At 50.4% G+C, this 23,628-nt stretch carries 19 protein-coding genes; 12 read left to right on the forward strand and 7 right to left on the reverse strand.

The features are described 5' to 3' along the window. The first annotated feature begins 99 nt into the window (after nucleotides 1-99). From H6A28_RS08780 to H6A28_RS08815, 8 genes are all read left to right on the forward strand, one after another. Entirely contained in the window at nucleotides 100-708 is a 609-nt protein-coding gene (locus H6A28_RS08780; protein WP_204477467.1) for a thiamine phosphate synthase, read from the forward strand. Between the two features lie 92 nt (nucleotides 709-800). Further along, on the forward strand, nucleotides 801-1,739 hold the full coding sequence (locus H6A28_RS08785) for a ribose-phosphate pyrophosphokinase (RefSeq protein WP_072542284.1): 939 nt from the start codon (nucleotides 801-803) through the stop codon (nucleotides 1,737-1,739). Nucleotides 1,740-1,867: 128 nt separating this feature from the next. After that, on the forward strand, nucleotides 1,868-3,505 hold the full coding sequence (locus tag H6A28_RS08790) for a B12-binding domain-containing radical SAM protein (protein WP_204479840.1): 1,638 nt from the start codon (nucleotides 1,868-1,870) through the stop codon (nucleotides 3,503-3,505). Nucleotides 3,506-3,676: 171 nt separating this feature from the next. Further along, entirely contained in the window at nucleotides 3,677-4,912 is a 1,236-nt protein-coding gene (locus tag H6A28_RS08795) for a hypothetical protein (RefSeq protein ID WP_204477310.1), read from the forward strand. 29 nt (nucleotides 4,913-4,941) lie between these two features. After that, entirely contained in the window at nucleotides 4,942-5,532 is a 591-nt protein-coding gene (locus H6A28_RS08800) for a condensin complex protein MksE (protein WP_204477308.1), read from the forward strand. Beyond that, nucleotides 5,516-9,172 carry an ATP-binding protein gene (locus tag H6A28_RS08805; protein WP_204479842.1) on the forward strand — a complete coding sequence of 1,219 codons (3,657 nt, stop codon included), beginning with the start codon at nucleotides 5,516-5,518 and terminating at the stop codon, nucleotides 9,170-9,172. The genes H6A28_RS08800 and H6A28_RS08805 overlap by 17 nt, the downstream gene beginning before the upstream one ends. 387 nt (nucleotides 9,173-9,559) lie before the next feature. Beyond that, nucleotides 9,560-11,125, forward strand: coding sequence for an ATP-binding protein (locus H6A28_RS08810; protein ID WP_204479844.1), 1,566 nt, complete (start codon nucleotides 9,560-9,562; stop codon nucleotides 11,123-11,125). Between the two features lie 26 nt (nucleotides 11,126-11,151). After that, nucleotides 11,152-11,565, forward strand: coding sequence for a secondary thiamine-phosphate synthase enzyme YjbQ (locus tag H6A28_RS08815; protein WP_204477311.1), 414 nt, complete (start codon nucleotides 11,152-11,154; stop codon nucleotides 11,563-11,565). A 21-nt stretch (nucleotides 11,566-11,586) separates the two neighbouring features. Here the strand turns inward: H6A28_RS08815 and H6A28_RS08820 are convergent, their stop codons facing one another. Then, nucleotides 11,587-13,512: a biosynthetic peptidoglycan transglycosylase gene (locus tag H6A28_RS08820; RefSeq protein WP_204477302.1), complete on the reverse strand. Its 1,926-nt coding sequence runs from the start codon at nucleotides 13,510-13,512 to the stop codon at nucleotides 11,587-11,589. A gap of 372 nt (nucleotides 13,513-13,884) precedes the next feature. Between H6A28_RS08820 and H6A28_RS08825 the strand changes: the two genes are divergently transcribed. Together H6A28_RS08825 and H6A28_RS08830 are read left to right on the forward strand one after the other, a co-directional pair. Then, nucleotides 13,885-14,157, forward strand: coding sequence for a hypothetical protein (locus H6A28_RS08825; protein WP_204477296.1), 273 nt, complete (start codon nucleotides 13,885-13,887; stop codon nucleotides 14,155-14,157). A gap of 6 nt (nucleotides 14,158-14,163) precedes the next feature. Next, entirely contained in the window at nucleotides 14,164-14,721 is a 558-nt protein-coding gene (locus tag H6A28_RS08830) for a 1-acyl-sn-glycerol-3-phosphate acyltransferase (protein WP_204479846.1), read from the forward strand. 227 nt (nucleotides 14,722-14,948) lie between these two features. Here H6A28_RS08830 and H6A28_RS08835 read toward each other — a convergent pair whose 3' ends face one another. The 3 genes from H6A28_RS08835 to H6A28_RS08845 form a co-directional block, all read right to left on the reverse strand. Beyond that, the gene (locus H6A28_RS08835) at nucleotides 14,949-15,635 is read right to left on the reverse strand and encodes a porin family protein (protein ID WP_204479847.1); all 687 of its coding nucleotides are present in this window, start codon (nucleotides 15,633-15,635) and stop codon (nucleotides 14,949-14,951) included. A 422-nt stretch (nucleotides 15,636-16,057) separates the two neighbouring features. After that, nucleotides 16,058-16,771 (reverse strand): TetR/AcrR family transcriptional regulator, encoded by a 714-nt coding sequence (locus H6A28_RS08840; RefSeq protein WP_204477122.1) that lies wholly within the window; start codon nucleotides 16,769-16,771, stop codon nucleotides 16,058-16,060. A 237-nt stretch (nucleotides 16,772-17,008) separates the two neighbouring features. Further along, nucleotides 17,009-18,091 (reverse strand): phosphotransferase enzyme family protein, encoded by a 1,083-nt coding sequence (locus tag H6A28_RS08845; protein ID WP_204479849.1) that lies wholly within the window; start codon nucleotides 18,089-18,091, stop codon nucleotides 17,009-17,011. A 205-nt stretch (nucleotides 18,092-18,296) separates the two neighbouring features. Here H6A28_RS08845 and H6A28_RS08850 point away from each other — a divergent pair, with 205 nt between their 5' ends. After that, nucleotides 18,297-18,911, forward strand: coding sequence for a tetratricopeptide repeat protein (locus H6A28_RS08850; RefSeq protein WP_204479851.1), 615 nt, complete (start codon nucleotides 18,297-18,299; stop codon nucleotides 18,909-18,911). Nucleotides 18,912-19,050: 139 nt separating this feature from the next. Further along, the gene (locus tag H6A28_RS08855; RefSeq protein ID WP_204477116.1) at nucleotides 19,051-20,601 is read left to right on the forward strand and encodes a peptide MFS transporter; all 1,551 of its coding nucleotides are present in this window, start codon (nucleotides 19,051-19,053) and stop codon (nucleotides 20,599-20,601) included. 440 nt (nucleotides 20,602-21,041) lie between these two features. Here H6A28_RS08855 and H6A28_RS08860 read toward each other — a convergent pair whose 3' ends face one another. From H6A28_RS08860 to H6A28_RS08870, 3 genes are all read right to left on the reverse strand, one after another. Then, nucleotides 21,042-22,142, reverse strand: a complete 1,101-nt coding sequence (locus H6A28_RS08860; protein WP_204479852.1) for a TlpA disulfide reductase family protein — start codon at nucleotides 22,140-22,142, stop codon at nucleotides 21,042-21,044. Nucleotides 22,143-22,218: 76 nt separating this feature from the next. Further along, on the reverse strand, nucleotides 22,219-22,902 hold the full coding sequence (locus H6A28_RS08865) for an AbgT family transporter (protein WP_204477113.1): 684 nt from the start codon (nucleotides 22,900-22,902) through the stop codon (nucleotides 22,219-22,221). Next, nucleotides 22,892-23,614: a DUF5932 domain-containing protein gene (locus tag H6A28_RS08870; protein ID WP_072542268.1), complete on the reverse strand. Its 723-nt coding sequence runs from the start codon at nucleotides 23,612-23,614 to the stop codon at nucleotides 22,892-22,894. Before H6A28_RS08870 ends, H6A28_RS08865 begins: the two co-directional genes overlap by 11 nt. Nucleotides 23,615-23,628 lie beyond the last annotated feature (14 nt).

The following is a 23,628-nucleotide window of genomic DNA, read 5'->3' on the forward strand; positions in this document are numbered from 1 at the left end:
TAAACAATTGATTCACAATCCCTACGAAAATAAATATCCACGGGCATTAGGAATATTACAAAGAGGTTACTAAATTTGCGCCACAATTTGTGTAATCGCATGAAGTTAATTTTGATAACAACCCCTACCTATTTCGTAGAGGAGGACAAGATAATCACCACTCTGTTTGACGAGGGACTGGACATTCTCCACCTGCGTAAGCCCGACACAGCACCGGTTTACGCGGAACGTCTACTCACCCTCATTCCCGAAAAATACCATAAACGTATTGTCGTACACGATTACTTCTACCTGAAAGAAGAATACAAGCTCAAGGGCATCCACCTGAGCCATCGCAATCCGATTGTGCCCGACAACTATTCGGGACACGTGAGCGCATCGTGCCACACCTTCGACGAGGTCATTGCCGACAAGAAGATGTGCGACTATGTATTCCTCAGTCCGATATTCGACAGCATCTCCAAGGAAGGATACCATGCAGGATTCACTTCCGAGCAAATCCGGGAAGCAGCTGCCAAAGGAATCATCGACAAGCGGGTGATTGCCTTGGGAGGTGTAGACGAGGATAATCTCCTCCAGGTAAAAGACTTCGGCTTCGGAGGCGCGGCCATTTTAGGGGGACTTTGGGGCAAATTCAACCCCGCTTCCGATTACAATTATCAGGAACTTATCGCTCATTTCAGGAAGTTGAAACGGCTGGCTGATTGAGCCTCCCGATGAAATTTCTGCCGGAAACGTTTGTCCGGCTTAAAGAAATGGCGTACTTTTGCAGAAAATAAGGCAATATTATCTATTTTACAATGAGCGCAAAATCACCTTTTAAGGTATTCTCCGGAACAAACTCGAGATACCTTGCAGAAAAAATCTGTAACAGCTTGGGCTGTGAACTTGGTAACATGAACATTACTCACTTCGCAGACGGCGAATTTGCCGTTTCTTATGAAGAATCCATTCGTGGACAGCATGTATTCTTGGTACAGTCCACTTTCCCCAACTCTGACAACCTGATGGAACTCCTGCTGATGATTGACGCTGCCAAGCGTGCATCTGCCAAGAGCATCATTGCCGTTGTTCCTTACTTCGGATGGGCTCGTCAGGACCGCAAGGACAAACCACGTGTGTCTATCGGTGCGAAACTGGTTGCCGACTTGCTGAGCGTGGCAGGTATCGACCGTCTGATTACCATGGACTTGCACGCTGACCAGATTCAGGGTTTCTTCGACATTCCGGTAGACCACTTGTATGCATCTACTATTTTTGCTCCTTATATCCAGTCTTTGAACTTGGAAAACTTGGTTATCGCTACGCCTGACGTGGGTGGTTCCAAGCGTGCCAGCACTTACGCCAAATACCTGGATGTACCTTTGGTATTGTGTCACAAGACACGTGAAAAAGCCAACGTGGTAGCTTCCATGCAGATTATCGGTGACGTGAAAGACAAGAACGTGATCCTGATTGACGACATGGTGGATACAGCCGGTACCATCACCAAGGCTGCCGACATCATGAAAGAAGCCGGTGCCCGTTCGGTACGTGCCATCGCTTCTCACTGTGTCATGTCAGGTCCTGCTTCTGAACGTGTACAGAACTCTCAGCTGGAAGAAATCGTGTTTACGGACAGTATTCCTTACTCTCTGCGTTGCGCAAAGGTAAAACAGCTGTCTATCGCCGACATGTTTGCTGAAACCATCCGCCGCGTGATGTCGAACGAATCTATCAGCTCACAGTATCTGATTTAAAAATACAACCAGACACTCTGCACAAGAGAGGGTCTGATACGATAAAGGATTTGCAGCCCGGTTCCGCATCGGTTTGCAAATCCTTTTCCTTTGTTTTTACGCATCTTTCATTTCATTCTTTTTTGCCCATGAAAATCCTCTGGCTCGACCTGAACAGTTCGTATGCGCATGCTTCACTGGCACTTCCGGCACTGCATGCCCAAGTGATGCACGACCCTTCCCTAGAGTGGGGAGTGGTATCGGCTACCATCAATGAAAACCCGGGAATGACGGCCGGGGAAGTGGTGCGTCATGCGCCCGACATCGTGGCAGCTACCTGCTGGCTCTTCAACCACGAGGTGCTCATGCACGTGCTCAGTCGGGTGAAGGCCATGCTACCGCAATGCGTAGTAGCACTGGGCGGCCCGGAATTTTTAGGGTCCAACGAGGACTTCCTGCGTTCCAACCGCTTTGTCGACTGTGTGTTCCGAGGCGAAGGGGAAGAAACTTTTCCGCAGTGGCTCGCCCGCTGGCAACAGCCGGACGACTGGGATGCGGTCACGGGGCTTTGCTTTTTGGATGCGGAAGGACACTACCACGACAACGGGCTGTCGCGCGTCAGGACGTTCGACAAGCTGGTCAACCCCGAACAAAGCCCATTCTTCAACTGGACCAAGCCCTTCGTACAACTGGAGACTACCCGCGGCTGCTTCAACACCTGCGCATTCTGTGTGAGCGGAGGAGAAAAACCAGTACGCACGCTGTCCATCGAGGCCATCCGTGCCCGCGTCCAACTGATTCACGAGAAGGGTATCCGGAACATCCGGGTGCTCGACCGCACGTTCAACTACCAGAGCCACCGGGCCAAGGCGCTGTTCGACCTCTTCCGGGAGTTTCCCGACATGCGTTTCCACCTGGAAATCCATCCGGCCTTGCTTTCGGAGGAACTGAAACGGGAACTGGCTTCCATGCCCAAGGGACTGCTTCACCTGGAGGCGGGCATCCAAAGTCTACACGAGGAAGTGCTCACCGTCAGCCGACGGGCCGGGAAACTGTCCGATGCCTTGGAGGGACTGCGTTACCTCTGTTCACTGGACAACATGGAGACGCACGCCGACCTGATTGCGGGGCTGCCGCTCTATCACTTGTCGCAGATTTTCGACGACGTACGTACCCTGGCTGAGTACCGTACGGGAGAAATCCAATTGGAATCGCTGAAACTGCTGCCAGGCACAGAGATGCGGCGCCGGGCCAAAGAACTGGGCATCTGCTACGCTCCCCTGCCACCCTACGAGGTGCTCAAGACCCGTGAAATCACTCCCGATGAATTACAGACCGCCCGCCAGCTTTCGCGCCTGCTCGACGGATTCTACAACGCATCGGCCTGGCAGGAAATCACCCGCCGCCTGATTGTGGAGGAGCCCGATTTCCTGACGCGCTTCCTGAACCACCTGATTCAAATCGGGGTCATCGACCAGCCTATGGGACTGGAACGACGGGGTATCCTGCTCTATCAGTTCTGCAAAGCACACTATCCGCATTTCCTGACGGCCATGAGTCGGGCCTGGATTGAAGCCGGCATGTCGCTCAAGAAGGAACCAGCCGAACGGGTACGCACGAAGCACGTCACGCCAATCGATACTTGGACAGTCTGCACGGGCACTTACCGTGACGACCTCCGCCTGTGCAAGCTCCCCGCCCCCGAGGAAGGACGCTGCTACTGGTACGGCTTCGAGACCGAAAGTCAGCAACTCTGCCCGGTGTTTACAGCCGTGAGCGAGGAATAAACATTCCGTACCGACAAGAAAGCCCAACGATTTTACTTTAGTACTGCCGGGAAAGTACTGAAACTCCTCCAAACCTGCCTGAAAGAGCCCCGAGAGAGGGGGAAAATCGCCTCGGAACATTAGGATAATTGGCGGGCAAATTATAACTTTGCCCGAATTTTCAACTAGACTATGTATATATTCCGATCGATTCACGAAATTATCAATACCATTGCGGCGGCCAGGGGACTGCTTACGGAAATGTTCGAGAAACGAAAGACGCTCAGTTTCCGTTATTCCGACGCACTGGCACTGCTCAAGGACGATGAAAACCGGTTGAAACTGCTTATAGAGAAAGAAGTCATCCGCCAGAACGGAAACTTCGTGGAACTGGATGCCCGCTTTCTCGACTTCTTCGAACTGCTCCTCGAGGCGAACGAGGACATCAACACGGCCATCATCGACGAGAACATCGCTTATCTGCACGAACTGATGGACTACTATGAGAAGGAGCAGATTGCCTCGCGCAAGGAGAGTTATGTGCGCAACATCAAGATTACGTTCCAGAAGATTGCGCGTACCACCCTCCGCAACATCATGAACCTGCAGAGCAGCATCGACAATGCCTTCAAGCACGAACCGACTTACCAGATAAAGATTGCCAAGCTGGAAAACCTCGACAAGAAACGGATTCACATCCAGCAGCTGATTGACACCACCGAAAACCTTATCCTGCACGAGGAACGGCGGTTTTTCCAGCAGGCTACCGACGAGGAGCTGAACCGCATCCTGCTGGAACTGCGCAGTGAACTCCAACTCTCGGCCCACAGCCTCATCCGGGCCCAGCAGGACATCATCAACTACCTGAACCAAATCAAGAGCCAGGTGATTCTGGTGGAAAAAATCCGGAAGGTGAAGTACCTGCACGACCAGTTCGAACTGCGGTCGCGAAGCAACCTCTCAGAGGTGCTCGACAAGGAACATTCCGTGCTATTAGAGGGCACCGTACCTTCTTCGTTCAAGCTGTCACTACCCTACCTAAGTACCGACGAGGCACGCCCCGTCATCCTGAAGGTGCTGCACAACCTGCAATACCGCGAGATTATCCGCAGCCACGAGGCGGGGGCCTTCAGCGAGGAAGACATGGAATCGCCGGCCATGTACCAGGAGGTCATCGACCTGGAAGAGACCTTGGGCGACTACATCCAGGCACAGGCGCAGGCCCGCTGGAACGATGCCTCGGCTCCGGAAGAAGACCTCTTCCACTACCTGATGCACTACACCTTCGCCCGCGAGGTAGACGAGCAGGAACGCACCACCTTGTTCTGCCAGATGGTGTCGCTCTACGAAAACCGTCTCCGCATCAGCGAGGAGTTCGGCCTGTACCACCAGTACGAGTATGCCAAGATTTACCCGGCGCACTCGTAACCCCTCAATTATCCCTATACATTTGACTTATGGAACTGAACATACAAATACCTGACAATACTGCGGCCTTGTTCGACTCTCTCCAGAAGGGACAGTTCATCAGTTCGAACAGCTGCAACGAAACCGTGCGCGACATGTACGACCAGATAGACGACCATTTTGAGGCACTGTCGGTCTACTTCGCCCAAATCGGCTACACCCTGGAACGGGGCAACGAATACTTTTACTTCTCGCGGGTGGAACCGCGTACCACGCTGGAACAGAAGATCATGCGCGCCTACTACTGGATTGACGTGCTCGACCTGTTCAAGACCTACGACGAGACCTTCGGCGCGGGCTTCCGCTTCCAGCCCGAACAGATTCTGGTGGAGGCCAACCTCAACGTGATGCTGCAAAACAAGCTCGACGGCCTGCGCAAGCATTTCTCCGACAAGGATGTGCGCAAGGACGTGCTCGACAACATGATTCGCCAGCTCACCAAGGAATCTTTCCTGGAGCTGGAGAACGAGAAGACCAACACCTACAAGGTGATGAGCTCCTGGCACTACCTGGAACGCCTGATTGAAAGTATCCAAATTTACGACGACACTGAAACGGAAGACAATGAGAAACCTGAATAGAATCATCTTTATCAATAGTGCCAACATTCCCTACGCCGACGACATCTATCTGGACGGGAATGTGCATTTCATCGGTACGCAGGGAGTGGGAAAAAGTACCGTCCTGCGCGCCATCCTGTTTTTCTACAACGCCGACACCCAGAAGTTAGGCATCCCCGTGGAGAAGCAGAGCTACACGGAATATTATTTCCCCTACTCCAACTCTTACATCATCTACGAGGTGGCTACCGAGCAAGGCCCGTTCTGCATCCTGAGCTTCAAGTCGATGGGCCGCGTGTGCTACCGTTTCATCGACTCGCCCTACCGCATGGAGTTCTTCGTCGACGAGCACCGCACGGCCTACAGCGGCAACGACCGCATCCGCGCCGCCCTCGACCAGTATGGCGTGGACTACTCGCGCATCATCTATACCTACGACGAATACCGTAACATTCTCTACGGCAACGGTGCAGGTCCCGAGATGAGCCGCTATTCACTCATGGAGAGCAAGCAGTACCAAAACATCCCGCGCACCATCCAGAACGTGCTCCTCAACTCGAAGCTCGACGCGGAGTTCATCAAGAAAACCATCATCTCGTCCATCAACGAAGACGAGACAGCCATCGACCTGAACACCTACAAGGAGCACCTGAAAAACTTCGAGACCCGCCTGCGCGACATCGAGGAGTTCCAGAAGCGCGAGACGCAGAAACAGGCCAAGGAAATCACCTCCCTCTCGGCACAGGTCGCCCGCCAGCAGACGGCCCTCGTACAGGGTTGCCGCGAACTGGCCGCCACCTTCCGCCTCACCGAAAGCCAGTTGCCCAAGGCCGAGGAACGGAAGCACAAGGCCGAAAAGGAACGTGCCGCCCTCCTCACCCGCCGTCAGGAACTGCAGGAACAGTCGCGCCAGCGCTGCGACAAGATGCAGGAGGCACTGGCCATCCTGAACAACGAACTGCAGAAGGCCCAGCAGAAGGAAAAAGAATATGCCCGCCGGCAGATTGAGGAAATCAAGGAACGGGCGGCCCGCAAGGACGAATGGAAAAACAAGCAGCAGGGATTGCAGGAAGAACAGCGCATCCTCACCTCGCACTACACGGAAATCTCCACCAAGTACAAGTCGCTCATCCAGAGCCTCGACGAGCAGTGGAACCGCATCCATGAGGCCAAAATCAAGCAGCTCGAGGGACTGAACAACACGTTCAACGCCCGCATCGAGGAGGCCCGCCGCCAGCACGAAGCGGCCACCGAGGCCCTCTACCAGGAGTACGAACAGCTCTCCCAGCAATTGCATCCGGAACGCAGCGGCAAACAGAACGAACTGACCGCCCTCGACTACCAGATGCAGCTGTGCCGCAAGGAAACCTTCTTCGAAGCCGAGCAGGAGGAACTGAAACACCGCATCCAGTCGTACACGGGCCTGCACATGAGCAAGAAGAACCGCATCAACAACGCCCAGCTCATCATCAAGGAACTCACCCTGAAGTGGGAAGAGGAATTGCAGAAGGGACTGAAGGAGAAAGACGAAGCCCTGATGCAGCTGCAGGCCGAGCACTTGCAGCTCCGCCCGCGCATGGACGAACTGGAGACCTTCCTGAAAAACAGCAAGAGCACCCTGCAAGGCTGGCTTAAGGAGCACAAGAAGGGATGGGAAGAGAACATCGGCAAACTGTGCGACGAGTCCATCCTCTGGCAGACTAACCTCTCGCCGAAGATAGTGGACGAGGGCACGTCGTTCTACGGCATCTCCATCTCCCTGCAAGACATCGAACGCCACATCCGCTCCATCGATGACTATCAGGCAGAACGCGACAAGGGCGTGAAGCGGCTGGCGGAAATCCAGGCCGAAACCCTCCGTCTGCAACAGGAAAAAGAGGCTTTGGAGGAACAGCTGAAGGCCAAATACCAGCCTCGCATCAAGGAGCAGAAAGACGTGATTTCGGTACAGGAATACGAGCTGGAGAAGCTGGAACAGCAGTACCAGAAAGACATGCTCGACTTGGACGACTGGAAGAAGAAGGCGGAAGCCGAACGTGCCGCCAAGCTCCGAAAACTGGAGGAAGAAAAGCAGCGCATCGCCGCGGAACTGCAAGAGATTGACGGCAAGCTGAACAACCTGAACCGCGAGAAAAGCGAGAAGCTGAACCGGCTGAAGCAGGAATGGAACCAGGTGCAGCAGGACATCGCCCGGGAGAAGGAGACACAGGCCGGCAGCATCCGTCTGGAAGACCAGGAGGAACAGCAGCGCATCGCCACAGAAAAGGCGGAATACGAGCGTCAGATGAAGCAGGAACTCCACTCGCAAGGGGCCAACACCGAACGTCTGCAACAAATTGGCAGTCAGCTGCGTGACATCGACCGCGAACTGCTGTTCATCAAGGAGCACGCCACCCTCCTCATCGAGTACGAGAAAGACAAGCGCGACCTCATCGACCACATTCCGGAATGGAAACGTGAGCAGGAGGAACAGAAGCGTCAGCTCGGTCAGGAAAAGGACAACTTGCGCCGGGAGACCTCGGGCTTGCAGGAACAGATTGACGCCGTAAACAAAGAATTACAGCAGGCCGAACAGGAAGTGACGCAGTTGCAGGCCAACCTGGAGGCATACGGCAAGATTCCGGCCTACGACTGGTACAAGCCTCATCAGGACATTTTCAATCCGGAGCACCCTGTCACGGTGGAAATCCACACGCCGCGCACCTGTCTGGAACTGATTGACGAGCTGGGCCGCACGGACAGCCAGTACATGACGCTGCAGAACCGCCTGCGCAAGGAAGTGAACCTCTTCACCGGCCATTTCGACGAAGACAACACCTTCAAGTTCAAGACCAAGTTTACCGAGGACTGGGAGTATCTCCGCTTTGCCGAGGAGTTGCACGACTTCGTGGAAGAGAACAAAATCAGTGAGTTTGTCCGCCGCATCAACAACGAGCACTCCGACATCTTCAAGCGCATCAGCATGGACACTTCGATGCTGACGGCTTCGGAAGACGACATCCAGGACCTCATCGGCAAGGTGAACAAGGGATTCCAGACGTGCAACTTCGTGGGCGTCATCCAGTGCATCGAGATGAAGGTGGAAGAGAGCAGCAACCGCGTGGTGAACAGCCTGCGCGCCATCCAGAAATACTACAATGAGCATGCCTACGACCTGGCGCCGGGCACCAACCTCTTCTCGTCGGAAAACGAGCAGCTGGTGAAGCAGGAAGCCATCGCCCTGCTCCGCGACTTCATCAAAGAGATTCATGCCTACCGCTACGACAGCATCCGCTTGTACGACTCGTTCGAGCTGCGTTTCCGCATCATCGAGAACAACAACGACACGGGCTTCGTGGAGAAACTCTCGAACGTGGGTTCGGAAGGTACCGACATCTTAGTGAAGGCCATGATCAACATCATGCTGCTGAACGTGTTCAAGGAAGGGGCTTCGCGCAAGTTCAAGGACTTCAAGCTGCACTGCATGATGGACGAAATCGGCAAGCTCCACCCGAACAACGTGAACGGTATCCTGAAGTTTGCCAACGACCGGAACATCATCCTCATCAACGGCTCGCCCACGGAACTGAACCGCGATGCCTACAAGCATGTGTACCTGCTCACCAAAGGGGCACATAGCAAGACGCGCATCGCCCGGCTCATCTCCGACCAGAAGCTGTAAGCGGCACGACAGCCGGCAGCAGAATTCAAAGCAGATTCAATAGCGGTATCCTCGGGGTATCGCTATTTTTTATGTCAGAAACGTCCCGGTATTTTCCAGCAAACGCCATTCCCATTTTTATGTTTCCAGTTCGGGAAACGTAGGTTTCTCCATCGGGAACCGTACGTTTCGCAGGCGGAAAACCTACGTTTCTCATACGGAGAACATAGAAAGTCGGACGGTGCTTTTTGATAAATGCTTCCCCGGTTTACAGAATCGTTCCATAAAATAGGCTGCACATCGGAAACACAAGCTGGAAAACTTTGTTTTCCGCTTGCCGCTTCACTCGGTTTGCACTATCTTTGGGAAAAAGTATTCATTATTCATTCTTTATTATTCATTCGCCCCATGAAGTACCCTATCGGAATACAGAGCTTTGACCAGATTATCGAAGACGGATACGTCTATATCGACAAAACTGACTTAGTCTATCAACTGACCCATGAAGGAAAAACCTATTTTCTGAGCCGTCCGCGACGCTTCGGAAAAAGTCTGCTGGTGTCTACCTTGGAGCACTATTTCCTGGGGCACAAGGAACTGTTCAAGGGGCTAAAGATAGACCAGCTGGAAAAGGACTGGCACGTGTATCCCGTGTTTCATGTGGACTTCAACGGCTCCAACTTTACCCAAGCGGGGGTGCTAGAAGAACGGCTGGAGGATTACGTGTCCGATTGGGAAACCCACTACGGACTGACTTCCGAAGCCGATCGGCTGGACGTAGGAGGGCGGTTTATCAAGATGCTCCGTGCAGCACATGAGCAGAGCGGACGACGGGCTGTGGTACTGATTGATGAATACGACAAACCGATTCTGGACGTACTCGATGTGGACACCAGACTGGAAGACCGACACCGCAACGTACTGAAAGCCTTCTACTCCGTGTTCAAGGGAGCCGATGCCCACCTGCAGTTTGTCCTGCTAACGGGAGTCACCAAGTTCTCGCAGGTGAGTGTATTCAGTGGGTTCAACCAGCCCAAGGACATCAGCATGGACCGCCGCTATGAGGCGCTCTGCGGCATCACCCAAGAAGAGATAGACCGCTATTTCCCAGAGCCCATCGCGGAAATGGCACACGACTACCAATGTATGCCGGAGGAAATGAGGCAACGGCTCAAACTGCAATACGACGGCTACCATTTCAGTGAACGGCTGACGGACGTGTACAATCCCTTCAGCCTGCTCAACGCATTGGACAGTCTGCGGATATACGATTACTGGTTCCGCTCCGGCACGCCTACCTACCTCATCCGGCTCCTTACCCATTTCAACGAGAACCTCAACGAACTCACGGGAAAATACTACCGTCCCGAAGAGTTCATCGACTACAAGGCGGATGTGGAACAGCCCCTGCCCATGATTTTCCAAAGCGGATACCTCACCATCAAGGACTACGACCGGGATTTCAATACCTTCCTGCTCGACTTCCCCAACAACGAGGTGAAGAACGGCTTCCTGACCATGCTGGCCGCCTCTTACCTAAAGCCGGGCACGGAAACCGGAGGATGGATTCGCAACGTGGTAGTAACCCTGCGGAAAGGCGACACAGAGACCCTGCGTACCCTCTTCACTTCTTTCCTGGCCAGCATCCCCTACACCATGCGCCGAAAGGAGGACGAGACGGAACGCGAGCGCTATTTCCAATACACCTTCTACCTGATTATGCGGATGGTCAGTGTCTACACGGTCTATGTGGAAAAGACACAGAGCCAAGGACGGGTGGACTGCATCGTGGAAACACCGCAATATGTCTATATTTTCGAGTTCAAGCTGGACGGCACAGCCGAAGAGGCTCTTCAGCAGATAGAGGAAAAGGGGTATGCAAGGGAATATGCCTCCGACTCCCGCACGCTTTACAGAATAGGCGCCAGCTTCTCTTCCGAAACTGGCACGATCGGCGACTGGAAATGTATATAAAATAAACCAATCAACCTGTTATAATGATGATACAACAAACGACTTTTACCCTCCGGCCACGCACCCGCGGCTTTCATTTGGTGACGGACGAGGTGCTGAACCACCTGCCGGCATTGCCCAAAACCGGACTGCTCAACCTCTTCATCCAGCATACCAGTGCCGGATTGTCCATCAACGAGAACTGTGACCCGGACGTACGGAGCGACATGGAAAAGATTTTCAATAACCTGGTGCGCGAACGGGAATCCTGGTACGACCATACGCTGGAAGGATGGGACGACATGCCCGCCCATGCCAAATCGACCTTGGTGGGAGCCAGTATTTCTATTCCCATTACCGACGGACGACTGAACCTGGGCACGTGGCAAGGAATCTACCTCTGTGAGTTCCGCAACCACGGCGGAGGACGACGTATTGTGGCCACCCTTATCGGAGAATGACACGGAGAGCCACATCCCTCGTCAGAGAGCAGATTGCGGAGCGGAAAGACTGAGGCTGTCGGAGAAACATTTACCGGCTTCTCCGGTCAGCACCACCCGCGAAAGATCGATTCCCTCGGCGGCTTCTTCCGAAATGACTCCCTTGGCGGCCATCCTGCGGGCCACCAAGCGGAAATGTCCTTCCTGATTGGCTTTCAACCGTCCGTTGTCATCAAACGAAGTACGGTAGTGCTTTGGCTTCGGGATAATGGAAGCCAGATAGATACATTCCTCCAGCGTCAGTTGCGACGGACGCTTCTTAAAATAAAACTCCGAGGCTTCTAACAAGCCATAGATTCTCGGCCCCCATTCGGCTATATTAAGATACACCTCAAACATCCGGTCCTTTGAGGTAAGATGATTCTGCTCAATCAGCCATACAATCAAAGCTTCTTCCAGTTTCCGTGCAATGTTTTTCCGGCGGTTCAGAAACACATTTTTGACCAGCTGCATGGAAATCGTGCTTCCCCCACGGGCAAAACGGCGAGCTTTCAAGTCGTAGGCCATGGCCTGACGAATGGCATCGGGCAAGAAGCCCTGATGGTAGAAGAAACCGCCGTCCTCACTTTGCAGCACGGCCATGCGCATCAGCTGCGGCACACTGTCGAGCGGCAGGAAATGGTTCCACGAAGGCCCTACCGGGAATGTACGTACCGGCACTTCATCTTCGTAGGCAGTGTATTCAAACTCTTCCGACATCTTGCTGAGATTGGTCGTTCCATAGCCCAGAATCCGGAAATGATCGGGATACAGGTCGGAATGAAACTGCAGGCTGTCAGGACAAGCCAAGTCGGCATCCAGTCCGAAATCGTAGGACAGGTTACCTGCCACCCGGATGCCCTCTAAGTTCTCAAACAGACCGTGGGGTAAGGAACCGAACAGTTCTTCAGCCGGGAAAGAAGATTTATGGATGGATGCAATCAAATGACCGGGCGGTTCCACACGCAAGTAGGGATGAAACTGCAGACGGTTGAAACGTACCGTGCTGGCACTGTCCAGTTCCAGTGCATGCGGCTCCACGTTCAGATGGAAGTCCAGTTCCCCCTCGTCCAGGTTGATGCGTTCCGGCGACAGCCGACGATGGAACACGGTCAGCCCGTCTACTTCCGTCTTACCAGACAAGACCAGTTTTCCGCTTTCCTTCTGCTGAGTGAAACTCAAATAAAGGCGGTCGAAAGAAACCTCCGCTCCCAACCTGCGACGAATATAAGGTACCATCAAGTCGGGAGCCTGAATGCCTACCGACACCCGTCGCTCGTCAGCATTGATTTCGCCTTCAGTCTGCCAGTGTTGCGTGCGTGCCCCCTCCACAAAGTTGAGGCGACTATTGAAACGATGATGATTGATGCTGAACTCCGGCACGAACAAGCTGACTGAATCACTGTCCTTCCGCTCCCGAATCCGGAGATTAGTGAGCTTTCCGTCGGAAGGTAGCAGACGAAATACCCCATCGAGCACTTTTCCCACCCGCTCATCAAAGCCCAGGTGAGCAGCATTCTGTCCGGAAGTCTCCTCCCAGTCTGCCCGGCTACGGAACAGAAAATCATAGTTAGCTGTCTGGTTCTCCTTCACAAAACTGACCGTCAGGCCGTCCATATAGACATTGCGTACCTCCGCATTGCCCTTCAACAATTGCCAGAAACCCAAGTCAAACGCCGCCGAACGAAGAGTCAGCAATGTGTCCCTTCCCTCAGGCACCACCGACAATCCCCCAAGAGAAAGCCGTCCGGTTCCTTCAAACTGAAGGTTGTCATAATGCACCTCCAGCCCGTAGCGTTGTTCCACCTGAGCAATTTTCCTCTCCATCAGACGGTTCAAGATGCGGTTGCGGAAAATCCACAATCCGCCAGCAAGCAGAAAGAGGCACGCCAGCAAGCCCGCACCTGTGTAAATCAGTATCCGTTTCATAATGTTCGCGTCTATGCCACAAAGGTAAAAAATATTCGCTGAAAACCTTGCGAAAATTCTATCCGCATAATCCACAATTTCAAGCTGATAATCACACTCCACAAAAGGACAGTACGTAAACACCCTTCTCCTATTTGCAAACGTACCCCAATAGGACTATTTTTAAACTAATCCGAAACGGATTCAAATTCATACAATCTCTCTTAACCTCTTCTACTCCGTACGTTCCGGCGTTTTCTTATCCACTTTCACAAGCAGACGGACCGTACGGAGTGTTTTTTATCCCTAAGAAACCAAGCCCTCTTCATGGATATTCCAAAAGAAATCGTATCTTTACAGCATAATCCATTTATTAACTAAAAACTTTAGATTATGGCAAGCAGAAAATCATTGAAAAAAACCGTCAATTATATCACTGAAGTGGCAGCAGGACTCTGCCTGGTAGAATCGGCCAATGCCAATGCGGAAAAACGCGAAGCTTACAGCCAGCTGTTTCTCCAGATTATCAACTTGCGCAACGACATCATCAGCCGTATCAGCCACACGGAACCGGGTAGCGTGAAACTGTTCTATAAGAAACTGAGAACCGACTTCAATGCCGAAGTGGACAACGTGTTCAAGAAACTGGAAGAACTGGCCAAATAAATACGCATGAAACAAGCCATCTGCCGATTTATCTACCACAAACTGCTGGGCTGGAAAGCGGAAGTGAATGTGCCCGACTTCAAGAAGTGCATCATCTGTGCAGCCCCGCATACCACCAACTGGGACCTGATTATCGGGAAACTGTTCATCACGGCCGTAGGCCGCCAATCGGGTTTTCTGATGAAGAAGGAATGGTTCTTCTTCCCGCTGGGCATCCTGTTCCGGAAGATGGGAGGAATTCCTGTGCACCGCGACAAGCGTACCTCCATGGTGGACCAACTGGTAGAACGAATCAAGAAAAGCGATACGTTTCACCTGGCCATCACTCCGGAGGGTACTCGCTCGGTCAACCCGGAATGGAAGAAGGGGTTCTATTACATTGCCTTGGGGGCCCAGATTCCCATCGTACTGATTGGAATAGATTATAAAGAGAAATGCATCAAGGCAGGGAAATACCTCATGCCGACGGGCGACATTGAAAAGGACATGAAAGAAATCAAGTCGTATTTCAAGGATTTCAAGGGGAAACATCCCGAAAAATTCACCGTAGGAAACATCGACTGAAACGTATGCGAAAAACACTTCGACGTTTACCTTAAAACGCAAGTGCGTTTCAACTAAAACGCTTAGGCGTTTGAAGGAAAACGCAAGGACGTTTTGACTAAAACGCAAGTGCATTTTTATCCAAACACAAAGGCGTTTTGAAGAACAAGAAAAGCTGCCTCATTTTCAACAACTTGAGGCAGCTTTTCTTTTTATCACAAATAAAAAATAACCTTCTCGAAATCCGGTTATAAGCCAAACTTATATCCCACGGAAAGCGTCAGCGTGTGATAGTTGGCGCCAATCACATCATTCTTGCCTTCTTTGCCCAAGGAAAGGTCATATTGCAGCTTGGCATACCAGTGATGGGTTTCAATACCTATATTGGAAGATACACCCCAGTCAAAGCGGCGGGCCTCATCGTAAAGGTAGAGATTGTCATTTCCCCAGGCATCCTTCCCATACACAAAACCGTCATAATACTGTTCATACATTCCCGGGAGACTTCCCTCTAGATAGTAAGGATTGCTGTCAAACTTGTTTTTCAGGCAGAAAGCCACGTAGGGTCCCACGCCGAAAAACAGTTTGGTGTCCTTGTTCAGGTTCCATCTGAACTGGGCCATCACCGGTATCTGCAGGAAATGCCTTGTCTGCGACACGTTCTCTATCCAGGTGGAGTTTTCATTGCTGTAGATTCCCCCGTTGGAAATGGAATATCCCCTGAAAGTGTAAAACAAGCCCGATTCAATGCCGAAATGGCGGGTCAGATTGAAATCGGCGGCTACCCCGACTTTGGCAGAAGGTCTCCATTCCTGTCCCCATCCGTATCTCTGTACGGCAGAAATACCTGCTTCGGGAGCCAATGTCACATTTTGTGCGTACACTCCGCACAAGCTTGCCATCAGCAGGCAAGCCAAAACTACTTTTTTCTTCATCACTTTCTAATTTAGAATTTAAAAGTTGCTTTCAATCCTCTTTTCTTTCGGAAAAGAAGGAAACAGCACAAATATATACAATCAATATTGCATTTACATAACGCGAAAGTGATTCTTTGTGGCTTTTTGGCGTCTTTTGGGGAAGTTTATACCTAAACATTTACCCAAGACTAATAGCACGAATATAATATAAAGAACATTGCATAATACTAAATTTCTTTGGAAGGCAATAAATAGGCTATTAATCAACAGGTTACATACATAATATCGCACTTTTATTTTTCTGAGAAAAAATACACATGTAATCAAAATACACAAATAAACTCACCGTAGAAGATTTTGTATCGCACAAAATTTTCCCACCTTCAGAGGTTCTCACAGCTTCAATACTCCTATGAAGCATACTTTCTCTCCCTGATTTTTCAAAGTTTTTCAAGTATATATAAAGGGATGCCTGTATATTCGGATATTTTTTCCAGTGGAACCGAATCCTTTTTCATGGCCACTGCAATCTTTATAACGGAAGGCTGCACACGATCTTGGAACAACAAACTGGAAAGATGCTTTATAGCCTTCTGAAGTCTTTCCCGGTCCTGCTCCCGACTGAGATCCATACCACTGAATGCTGACACTCTGTTATGAAGTATCATATAATAGATTCCCCCCACAAGCAATGCTGACACAGCCACGATGTCTGTATCTGAATCAGAAAATAAATCTGCAAATTTCTTGCACAAAGGAAGAGTGTGGAATTCTCTTAACTGAGCGGTACGGCGACTCGTTTCATTATCCGTGGCAATTTCCCATCTCAACAGCTCCTGCATAATCTTATTGTTCCACAAAGAATCGAAAAGATTACATAGAATAGCTTCATAATCTGCTTGGTCATTTCCACCTGAAACAGGAATTTTCACCACGTCACTGAACCAATAATCAAACTTCTTGACATATTCATCGATGAACGCATTCAAGTCCTTGTATCTCCTATAAAACTGCACAGGCTCTATTTCTGCCTTCTGCATGATTCCTGTGGTAGTCAAGTGGCTGAACCCATCTTTTCGTATTAAAGCGGTAGCTGCCTCCAAAATCGATTTCTCCACGTCCTCCGCACTCCTTCTTTTTCTTCGCTTTTCCATTTTATTTCAAGGCATTACTCTGTGTATTTCTTCGAATGTATTACTTAAACTTTCAAGTCGTAAAAATATCATTTTTTATTACATCTTGGCAATTTCGTCCTGACAAAATAATATTATAGAAAGAAATACCTCAAAATAACAATAACACCTGCAATCCAATAGAAAACCACAGAGGGGCCGTCTCTATAAAATCTGAGACGACCCCTCTATACGTTTATCTCCTTTTAAAATCTGAACTTACAGCAGCGAAGCGATATAAGCCTTCATTTCGGGAACTGCCTTACGAGCCTCCTGATACAGTTTATATTGTGCCAGTGTACGCACGTAATTATGTTCTGCATACTTCGTTTGGTAATAGGTATCTCCGTTGAGATAGTCGGCCAGGAAACGCACGGCCTGCATGTAGGGGAACAACATCACGGCATAGGGCAACATCTCAATTTCCAGCGGAGTAAGGAAACTCTTGGCCGATTCGATGTATCCCTTGGCAAAGGCCCGGAAGATGTCCATGTTGAAGTGAATCTTGTCCAAATCGGGTTCATCCTCAGGAGCGGTGTTAGCTGCAGAACGCAGGAAATCACCGAAATCAGAGAACACAAAGCTCGGCATGGTAGTGTCGAGGTCGATGACACACAACACATGGCCGTCCTTGTCGAACAGCATATTCGATACCTTGGTGTCACAATGGCAAATGCGTTTCGGCAACTTGCCTTCACGATACAGACGTTCGGCCACGCACATCTCATCGGCATCTTTTTCAATCTCTCCTACCAATGACTGTACCTTTTCCAGACGGCCTGCAGCATTCTGGGCCACGGCCTCACGCAGTTGCTTCATACGGAACTCCATGTTATGGAAATCAGGAATCGTTTCTCCCAGTTTCTCCGGAATGTCAGCCAACATGGCCTCAAACTCACCGAACTTCAACCCCACCAAGTAAGAAGATTCCGGCGTGACAGCTTCCAGCGTCTGTGATTCAGGAATAAACACGCATACACGCCAGTAATGTTCTCCATCGAAATAATAGGTTTTACCCTCGGCAGTAGGCAAAAAACGAAGCACCTTGCGGTCAATGTCCGTCTCATGCGCCTTTTCAAGCTTTTCCCGGATATGACGGGTCACACACTCGATGTTGTGCTGAAGCAGTTCCACATCCTGAAAAACCTGATGGTTGATACACTGCAGAATGTAATCGAACTCTTTCGGATCTGCTGTCTGCACTTTGTAGGTCTTGTTAATCAGACCGGCTGTCAAAGGAATGATTTCCCCCACCTTTCCAATGCCTTTAAATTGTGAAATAATTTCATTAAGCGATTTCATGGTCACCAAATAAATTAGGTTTATAATATCATTTAATTAGATTCTATACTTTATACCGCATACTTTCAAAATATTCTAATTTTTATACGGTGCAAAGATAGGGAAGTTTTTACGGATAACCGCAATCCTTTCAGAATATTTTCTGCAAAATCTTTGCAAATTCACAGAAAGTTTATAGATTTGCCCCGTTAAAAAACTAAACTCTATGAAAACCACCATGAAAACACTGGCACTCTTACTGATGTGCTGCTTTATTTCTGCCCTGCATGCAGAAAATATTCAACGCCCGCAAAGCGAAAATTATATAAAAGGTGTAGAAGCGCTCAACGAAGGAGATCCTGCGACAGCTTATACCTATTTAAATGCAGAAATCAACGAACATCCAGACAACGGTTACGCACACTGCTACATGGCACTGATTTGTAACTTTTGCCAAGATACCAAACTGGCCTTGGAAGCGCTTAACTCAAGCTTGCAACTGATTCCGGAAGCCGACAAGGAATACCGTTCATTTGCACACTACTCCAGAGGTGTACTGCTTACCCAACTGAAAATGTGGGACCGCGCTGAAGAGGACTTGAACGAAGCCATCCGCCTGAATCCGCAGGACGTGGAAAACTACAAGTCACGTGCACAACTGTACCTGGAAACCGCTCGCTACGAAGAATCATTCAACGATTTGACTCATGCGCTTGAACTGGACAGCAAGGCCGACGTAAACGATTTGGTACTTCAACTTATGGCTGTAGCACCCAACAACGATTTGATGGAGCGCATCACAGCTACTTACCAACAACTTGACCAAGTCACAATCCATTAATCACAATCCAAAGACTTGGATTGTCACCAGAAAGCCATCTCACCCCGTGAGATGGCTTTTTTTCAGTTGCAGAGAAAGAAATGATTTACTACATTTGCAAAAAATCAAAATTTTCTAACATTTTATCAACAAAACAAGAATGAATCGAACAAAAGGGCATCCGAAAGGACTTTATCTACTCTTCGTAACTGAGATGTGGGAACGCTTCAGTTACTACGGCATGCGCGCGCTGTTCATGCTCTACATGGTGCAGGCGTTACTTTTCGACAAGGAAACAGCTTCACAAGTATATGGCAGCTACACGGGACTGGTGTATCTCACCCCGCTCATCGGCGGTTACATTGCCGACCGCTACTGGGGCAACCGGCGGTCTATCGTGGTAGGGGCACTGACCATGGCCATCGGACAGTTTCTGCTCTTCCTCAGCGCTTGTTATTTCCATGAAGTGGCACTCGCCAAATACCTGATGTTCTGCGGACTGGGTCTGCTGATTTTAGGGAACGGCTTTTTCAAACCCAATATCTCAACCATGGTAGGACGCCTCTATACGCCCGACGACAACCGCAAGGACTCGGCCTTCACCATTTTCTATATGGGGGTAAACGTAGGCTCTACCATCGCTCCGCTGGTATGCGGACTGGTGGGCAACACGGGACATCCAGAGGACTTCAAATGGGGATTCCTTTCGGCCTGCATCGGCATGCTCTTAGGTGCAGGAGTATTCCAGCTCTTCAAGAACAAATACATCTGTGACCCTGACGGAAATCCGGTGGGTACAGCGCCACAAAAAATCGCCACCGACACCACTTCTGCCGAAGGAAATACACAGAAAAAGACAACCACCGGACGCACCATCCTGATGATTGGCAGTACCTTAATCCTGACCCTTCTTTTCTCAGTCAACTGGGGTGCGGAGGGCAGTGCCCTCTTTGCCGGAGCCGACTGGATTGGCTCGCTGATTTATGCTACGGCCATCGTGATGCCAATCTTTATCATCACCGACCACTCACTGACCCGGCATGAGAAAGTGCGCATCGGCGTGATTTACATCATTGCTTTCTTCGTCATCTTCTTCTGGGCAGCCTACGAACAGGCAGGGGCTTCCCTCACCTTCTTCGCCGACGAACAGACCGACCGCCACATCGGCAGTTGGGAAATGCCGGCAGCCTACTTCCAGTCGTTCAACCCCATCATGATTGTCACGCTGGCCCCGATTTTTGCCGCCGTATGGTCGTTCTTAGGCAAAAAAGGCATCGAACCGAGCTCTCCGCGCAAGCAGGCCATCGGACTGGGACTGCTGGCCTTAGGCTACCTGTTCATTGCTTTCGGAGTGAAAAACGTGGAACCTGGCGTGAAGGTCAGCATGGTATGGCTCACCGGCCTCTACCTGATTCATACCATGGGCGAACTTTGCTTGGCTCCCATCGGCCTCTCGCTGGTCTACAAACTCTCGCCCGCCCGTTTCTCTTCCCTGCTGATGGGCGTGTGGTACCTCAGTACCTCGGCGGCCAACAAATTTGCCGGACTGCTGAGCGGTTACTATCCGGAGCAGGGAGTGAGCAAGAGTTTCATGGGCTATCCGATTGAAAACCTGTTCGACTTCTTCATGCTCTTTGTCTTCATGAGCGGGGCAGCCGCTGTGATTCTTTTCCTGCTCTCCGGCAAGCTCAAGAAAATGATGGAAGTGTAAACGCGAAACCTATTGTAAAGACTATATACCCAGCGAAACAAGCCGTCCTCTGTCTGAAAACGAGTTTGTTTCCACATAGAAAAAACATCCCGCTGATTGGCTGGAAAAGAAGCACAGCCAGGTGAAAAATGGCTTGGCGAAAACAGAAATCTGATTGCGCAAAGCTTACAAGAAAACCTTCCGCTTTTCATTCCCTGAAATAAAGGTGAAAAGCAGAAGGTTTTCCTGCTAAATATTCAATTCTCTCGGTTATCGCGGAAGCGGTTGAAGGCGATGACTCCAGAAACACAAAGAACAAAGAGAACCATAAAACAATCAGCAAAGTAAAGTCAAACTTGCCACGATTTACTACAGGACACAAAAAAGGCCGCCCCAGATTTGATTCTGAGACAGCCTTGTAAGATTGTATTTCCTTTCCGGAAGATTCCTTCCGAAACAGCTTATTTCATCAGTTCCGCCAGTTTGGCTTCCAGGTCTTCTCCACGCAGGTCGCGTGCCACGATGGTTCCGTCTTTTGAAACTAGCAACGTAGCCGGGATGGCACGAATGCCATAAAGTCCGGCAGCTTCACATTGCCAGCCCTTCAGGTCAGACATCTGCGGCCAAGTGATGTTCAGGTCCTTGATAGCCTTCTTCCAGCTTTCGGCATTGTTGTCCAAAGAAACGCCCACGATACCGAAACCTTTTGCCTTGTATTTGGCATAAGCAGCCACTACATTCGGCATTTCCATACGGCAAGGTCCGCACCAGCTGGCCCAGAAATCAATCAGTGTATAGTTGTTGGCAGCCACGAAATCCGACAGCTTCACCGGATTGCCTTCCGGCGTATTCAGGGTGAAATCAATAAATTTCTGTCCTACAGCCGTCTTGGCTACCGTTTCCATATATTCCTTCAATGCCTTCACTCTCTCGTCGTTAGCAAAAGCAGCCGGAATCTTCTCCACCAACGGTTTTACCTTGTCCACTTCGAAAGAAGAGCTGAACATGGTCAGCAACTGTACACCAGCTGCACTACCGATATTCTCAGACACCAGCTGATAGATACGATCCAATCCTTCGGTTTCCTTCTGGTCGAGTACCTTCATGATAGAATCCTGCTGTGCTTCTGTGAGCAGGGTATCAGCTTTAGCTTTCTGATACATCTCATTCATTTCCTTACCGATACGCTGGTATTCATCCATGAAATTCTGATAAGTATCATTATTAGGAGTACCTGACACACGGCTTTCGTTCGGAGACAGATTTACCTGAATGTTTCCTTTTTCTACAAATACCATGGCAGCCATACGGGTATCGCCCTTCATGTAAGTCACGTAACGAGATAAGGCAACTGAATCCGGATTACCCTTAAACTCAAAAGTTCCGTTTTTCACTACGACAGAATCGAGGGCTTCAAAACCTTCCTCCGTCTGTTTCTGCAAGAACACGGTGTCGCCGTCGGCTGCACCTTCGGCAGTACCTTTGATGGTAAAGCCTGCCTTTTCCTGACAAGCAGCCAAAGACATCAGTCCGGCTGCAGCAAATACTACAAATTTTTTCATCTTGTTATTATAGGTTTTATTCCGATTTGAAAATAACGGGGCAAAGATAATCGTTTCAAAGGAAATGCCTCCATTTTTACAAAAGAAAAAACAGACAGCAAAGCAGATAAGCACCCCGACACACTTCGTCGGGCACTCCAGCATAGTGTGTCAAACCACTGAAGTCCAAGGAAGAGAAGAACAGAGTGATAAAAAGCAGCACTACGAAGTACGTACCCCTACACTTGTAGAAATAAGCCATGCCTTCCACCACATCGCGGTCGCTCAAATAAGAATCAGAAGCAAAACCATACACAATGGCCGGCAGGGCTATACCCAACGAGCATACTCCCCACAGCCCGTCGGCCAGCGGAGAACCCGCCAACGTACCGATAGCACTGCGCACCAAGTTCCACGGCCCGAAAGCTAATAGAGCACAAAGTGCCACATAGCCCAAAAAAGTCATCGCCGCCAGTCCCAGTGCCCGCTTCTCCTTGCGGGAAAACTTGCGTGTACCGTCCGCTATTCTCCGGCAGGCATTTCCCAGTCCGGAATGCACAAACAGCCCTACCCCGAAAAACAGACACACCACCGCCTGAAACACAGGCGAAAGAATGTAGTCGTCAAGCAGGGTACGCAACAGCCACCGCAGCCCTTCGTCACTCAAAAGGCTGCGCACTCCCTCCCATTCATAAATACTGCCCGCCCACGACAACAGGGCTGTAAGCAGAAACAGCAACAGGAAGCATGTAGCCGGATGCAGACTGAATTTATTCTTCATCAGGTTCCAGGTTATCAATGTCAAGGATGCGGAGTTCAAAAGCCCTGGTTACCAGCCGGCAGGCATTCACCCCCGTCCGTTCATCAGGACGGAACAAACGATTCACCAGTTCGTTCTGTCGCTTCTCGATAGATTTCACACCGAAAGGCATCCCCTTCAAGTTCGTAATCATTTCCTTGGTATATCCCAGTGCCAGGTGACGCAGCAAACGTTCGTCGTATTCGTCAATATCATAGTCGATGATAGCCTCCTGTCGACGCTGTTCCACCTCGACCGTCTGCATGAAGCGGGCCACGATTTTTTCGAGTATCGGCTCGTTGAACACCAGTTTCTTGCCGTCCATCACCGCCTGTACGTCGGTCGCCGTCAGCAGTTCGCCCGTTTTCAGGATAATACCTACGGCACCAGCCCGAAGCGCATCCACCCACAGCTTCTCATTCAGAATCTCTCCAGTAAAAATGAGCACCTTCAGTTCAGGACGTTCCCGGTGCAGACGGGCACAAATTTCCACGCCGATGGTGGTAGAGCCCCCTAAGCCCAAGTCGAGCAGTACCATGTCGGGCGTACATGTTTCCATCAGTTTCCAGAACTCCTCCTCGGTCATGGCCGTACCAATCACCTCGGCATTCGGTATCTCGTGACGGAAAATCTCTTCCGTTCCTTTCAACTCCAGTTTGACATCTTCTACGATGACTACCTTAAACTTCTCCATATTATCTTGACTTT

Origin of the sequence: Bacteroides mediterraneensis, from assembly GCF_016900355.1 — a bacterium.
In the GTDB taxonomy this organism is placed as follows: domain Bacteria; phylum Bacteroidota; class Bacteroidia; order Bacteroidales; family Bacteroidaceae; genus Phocaeicola.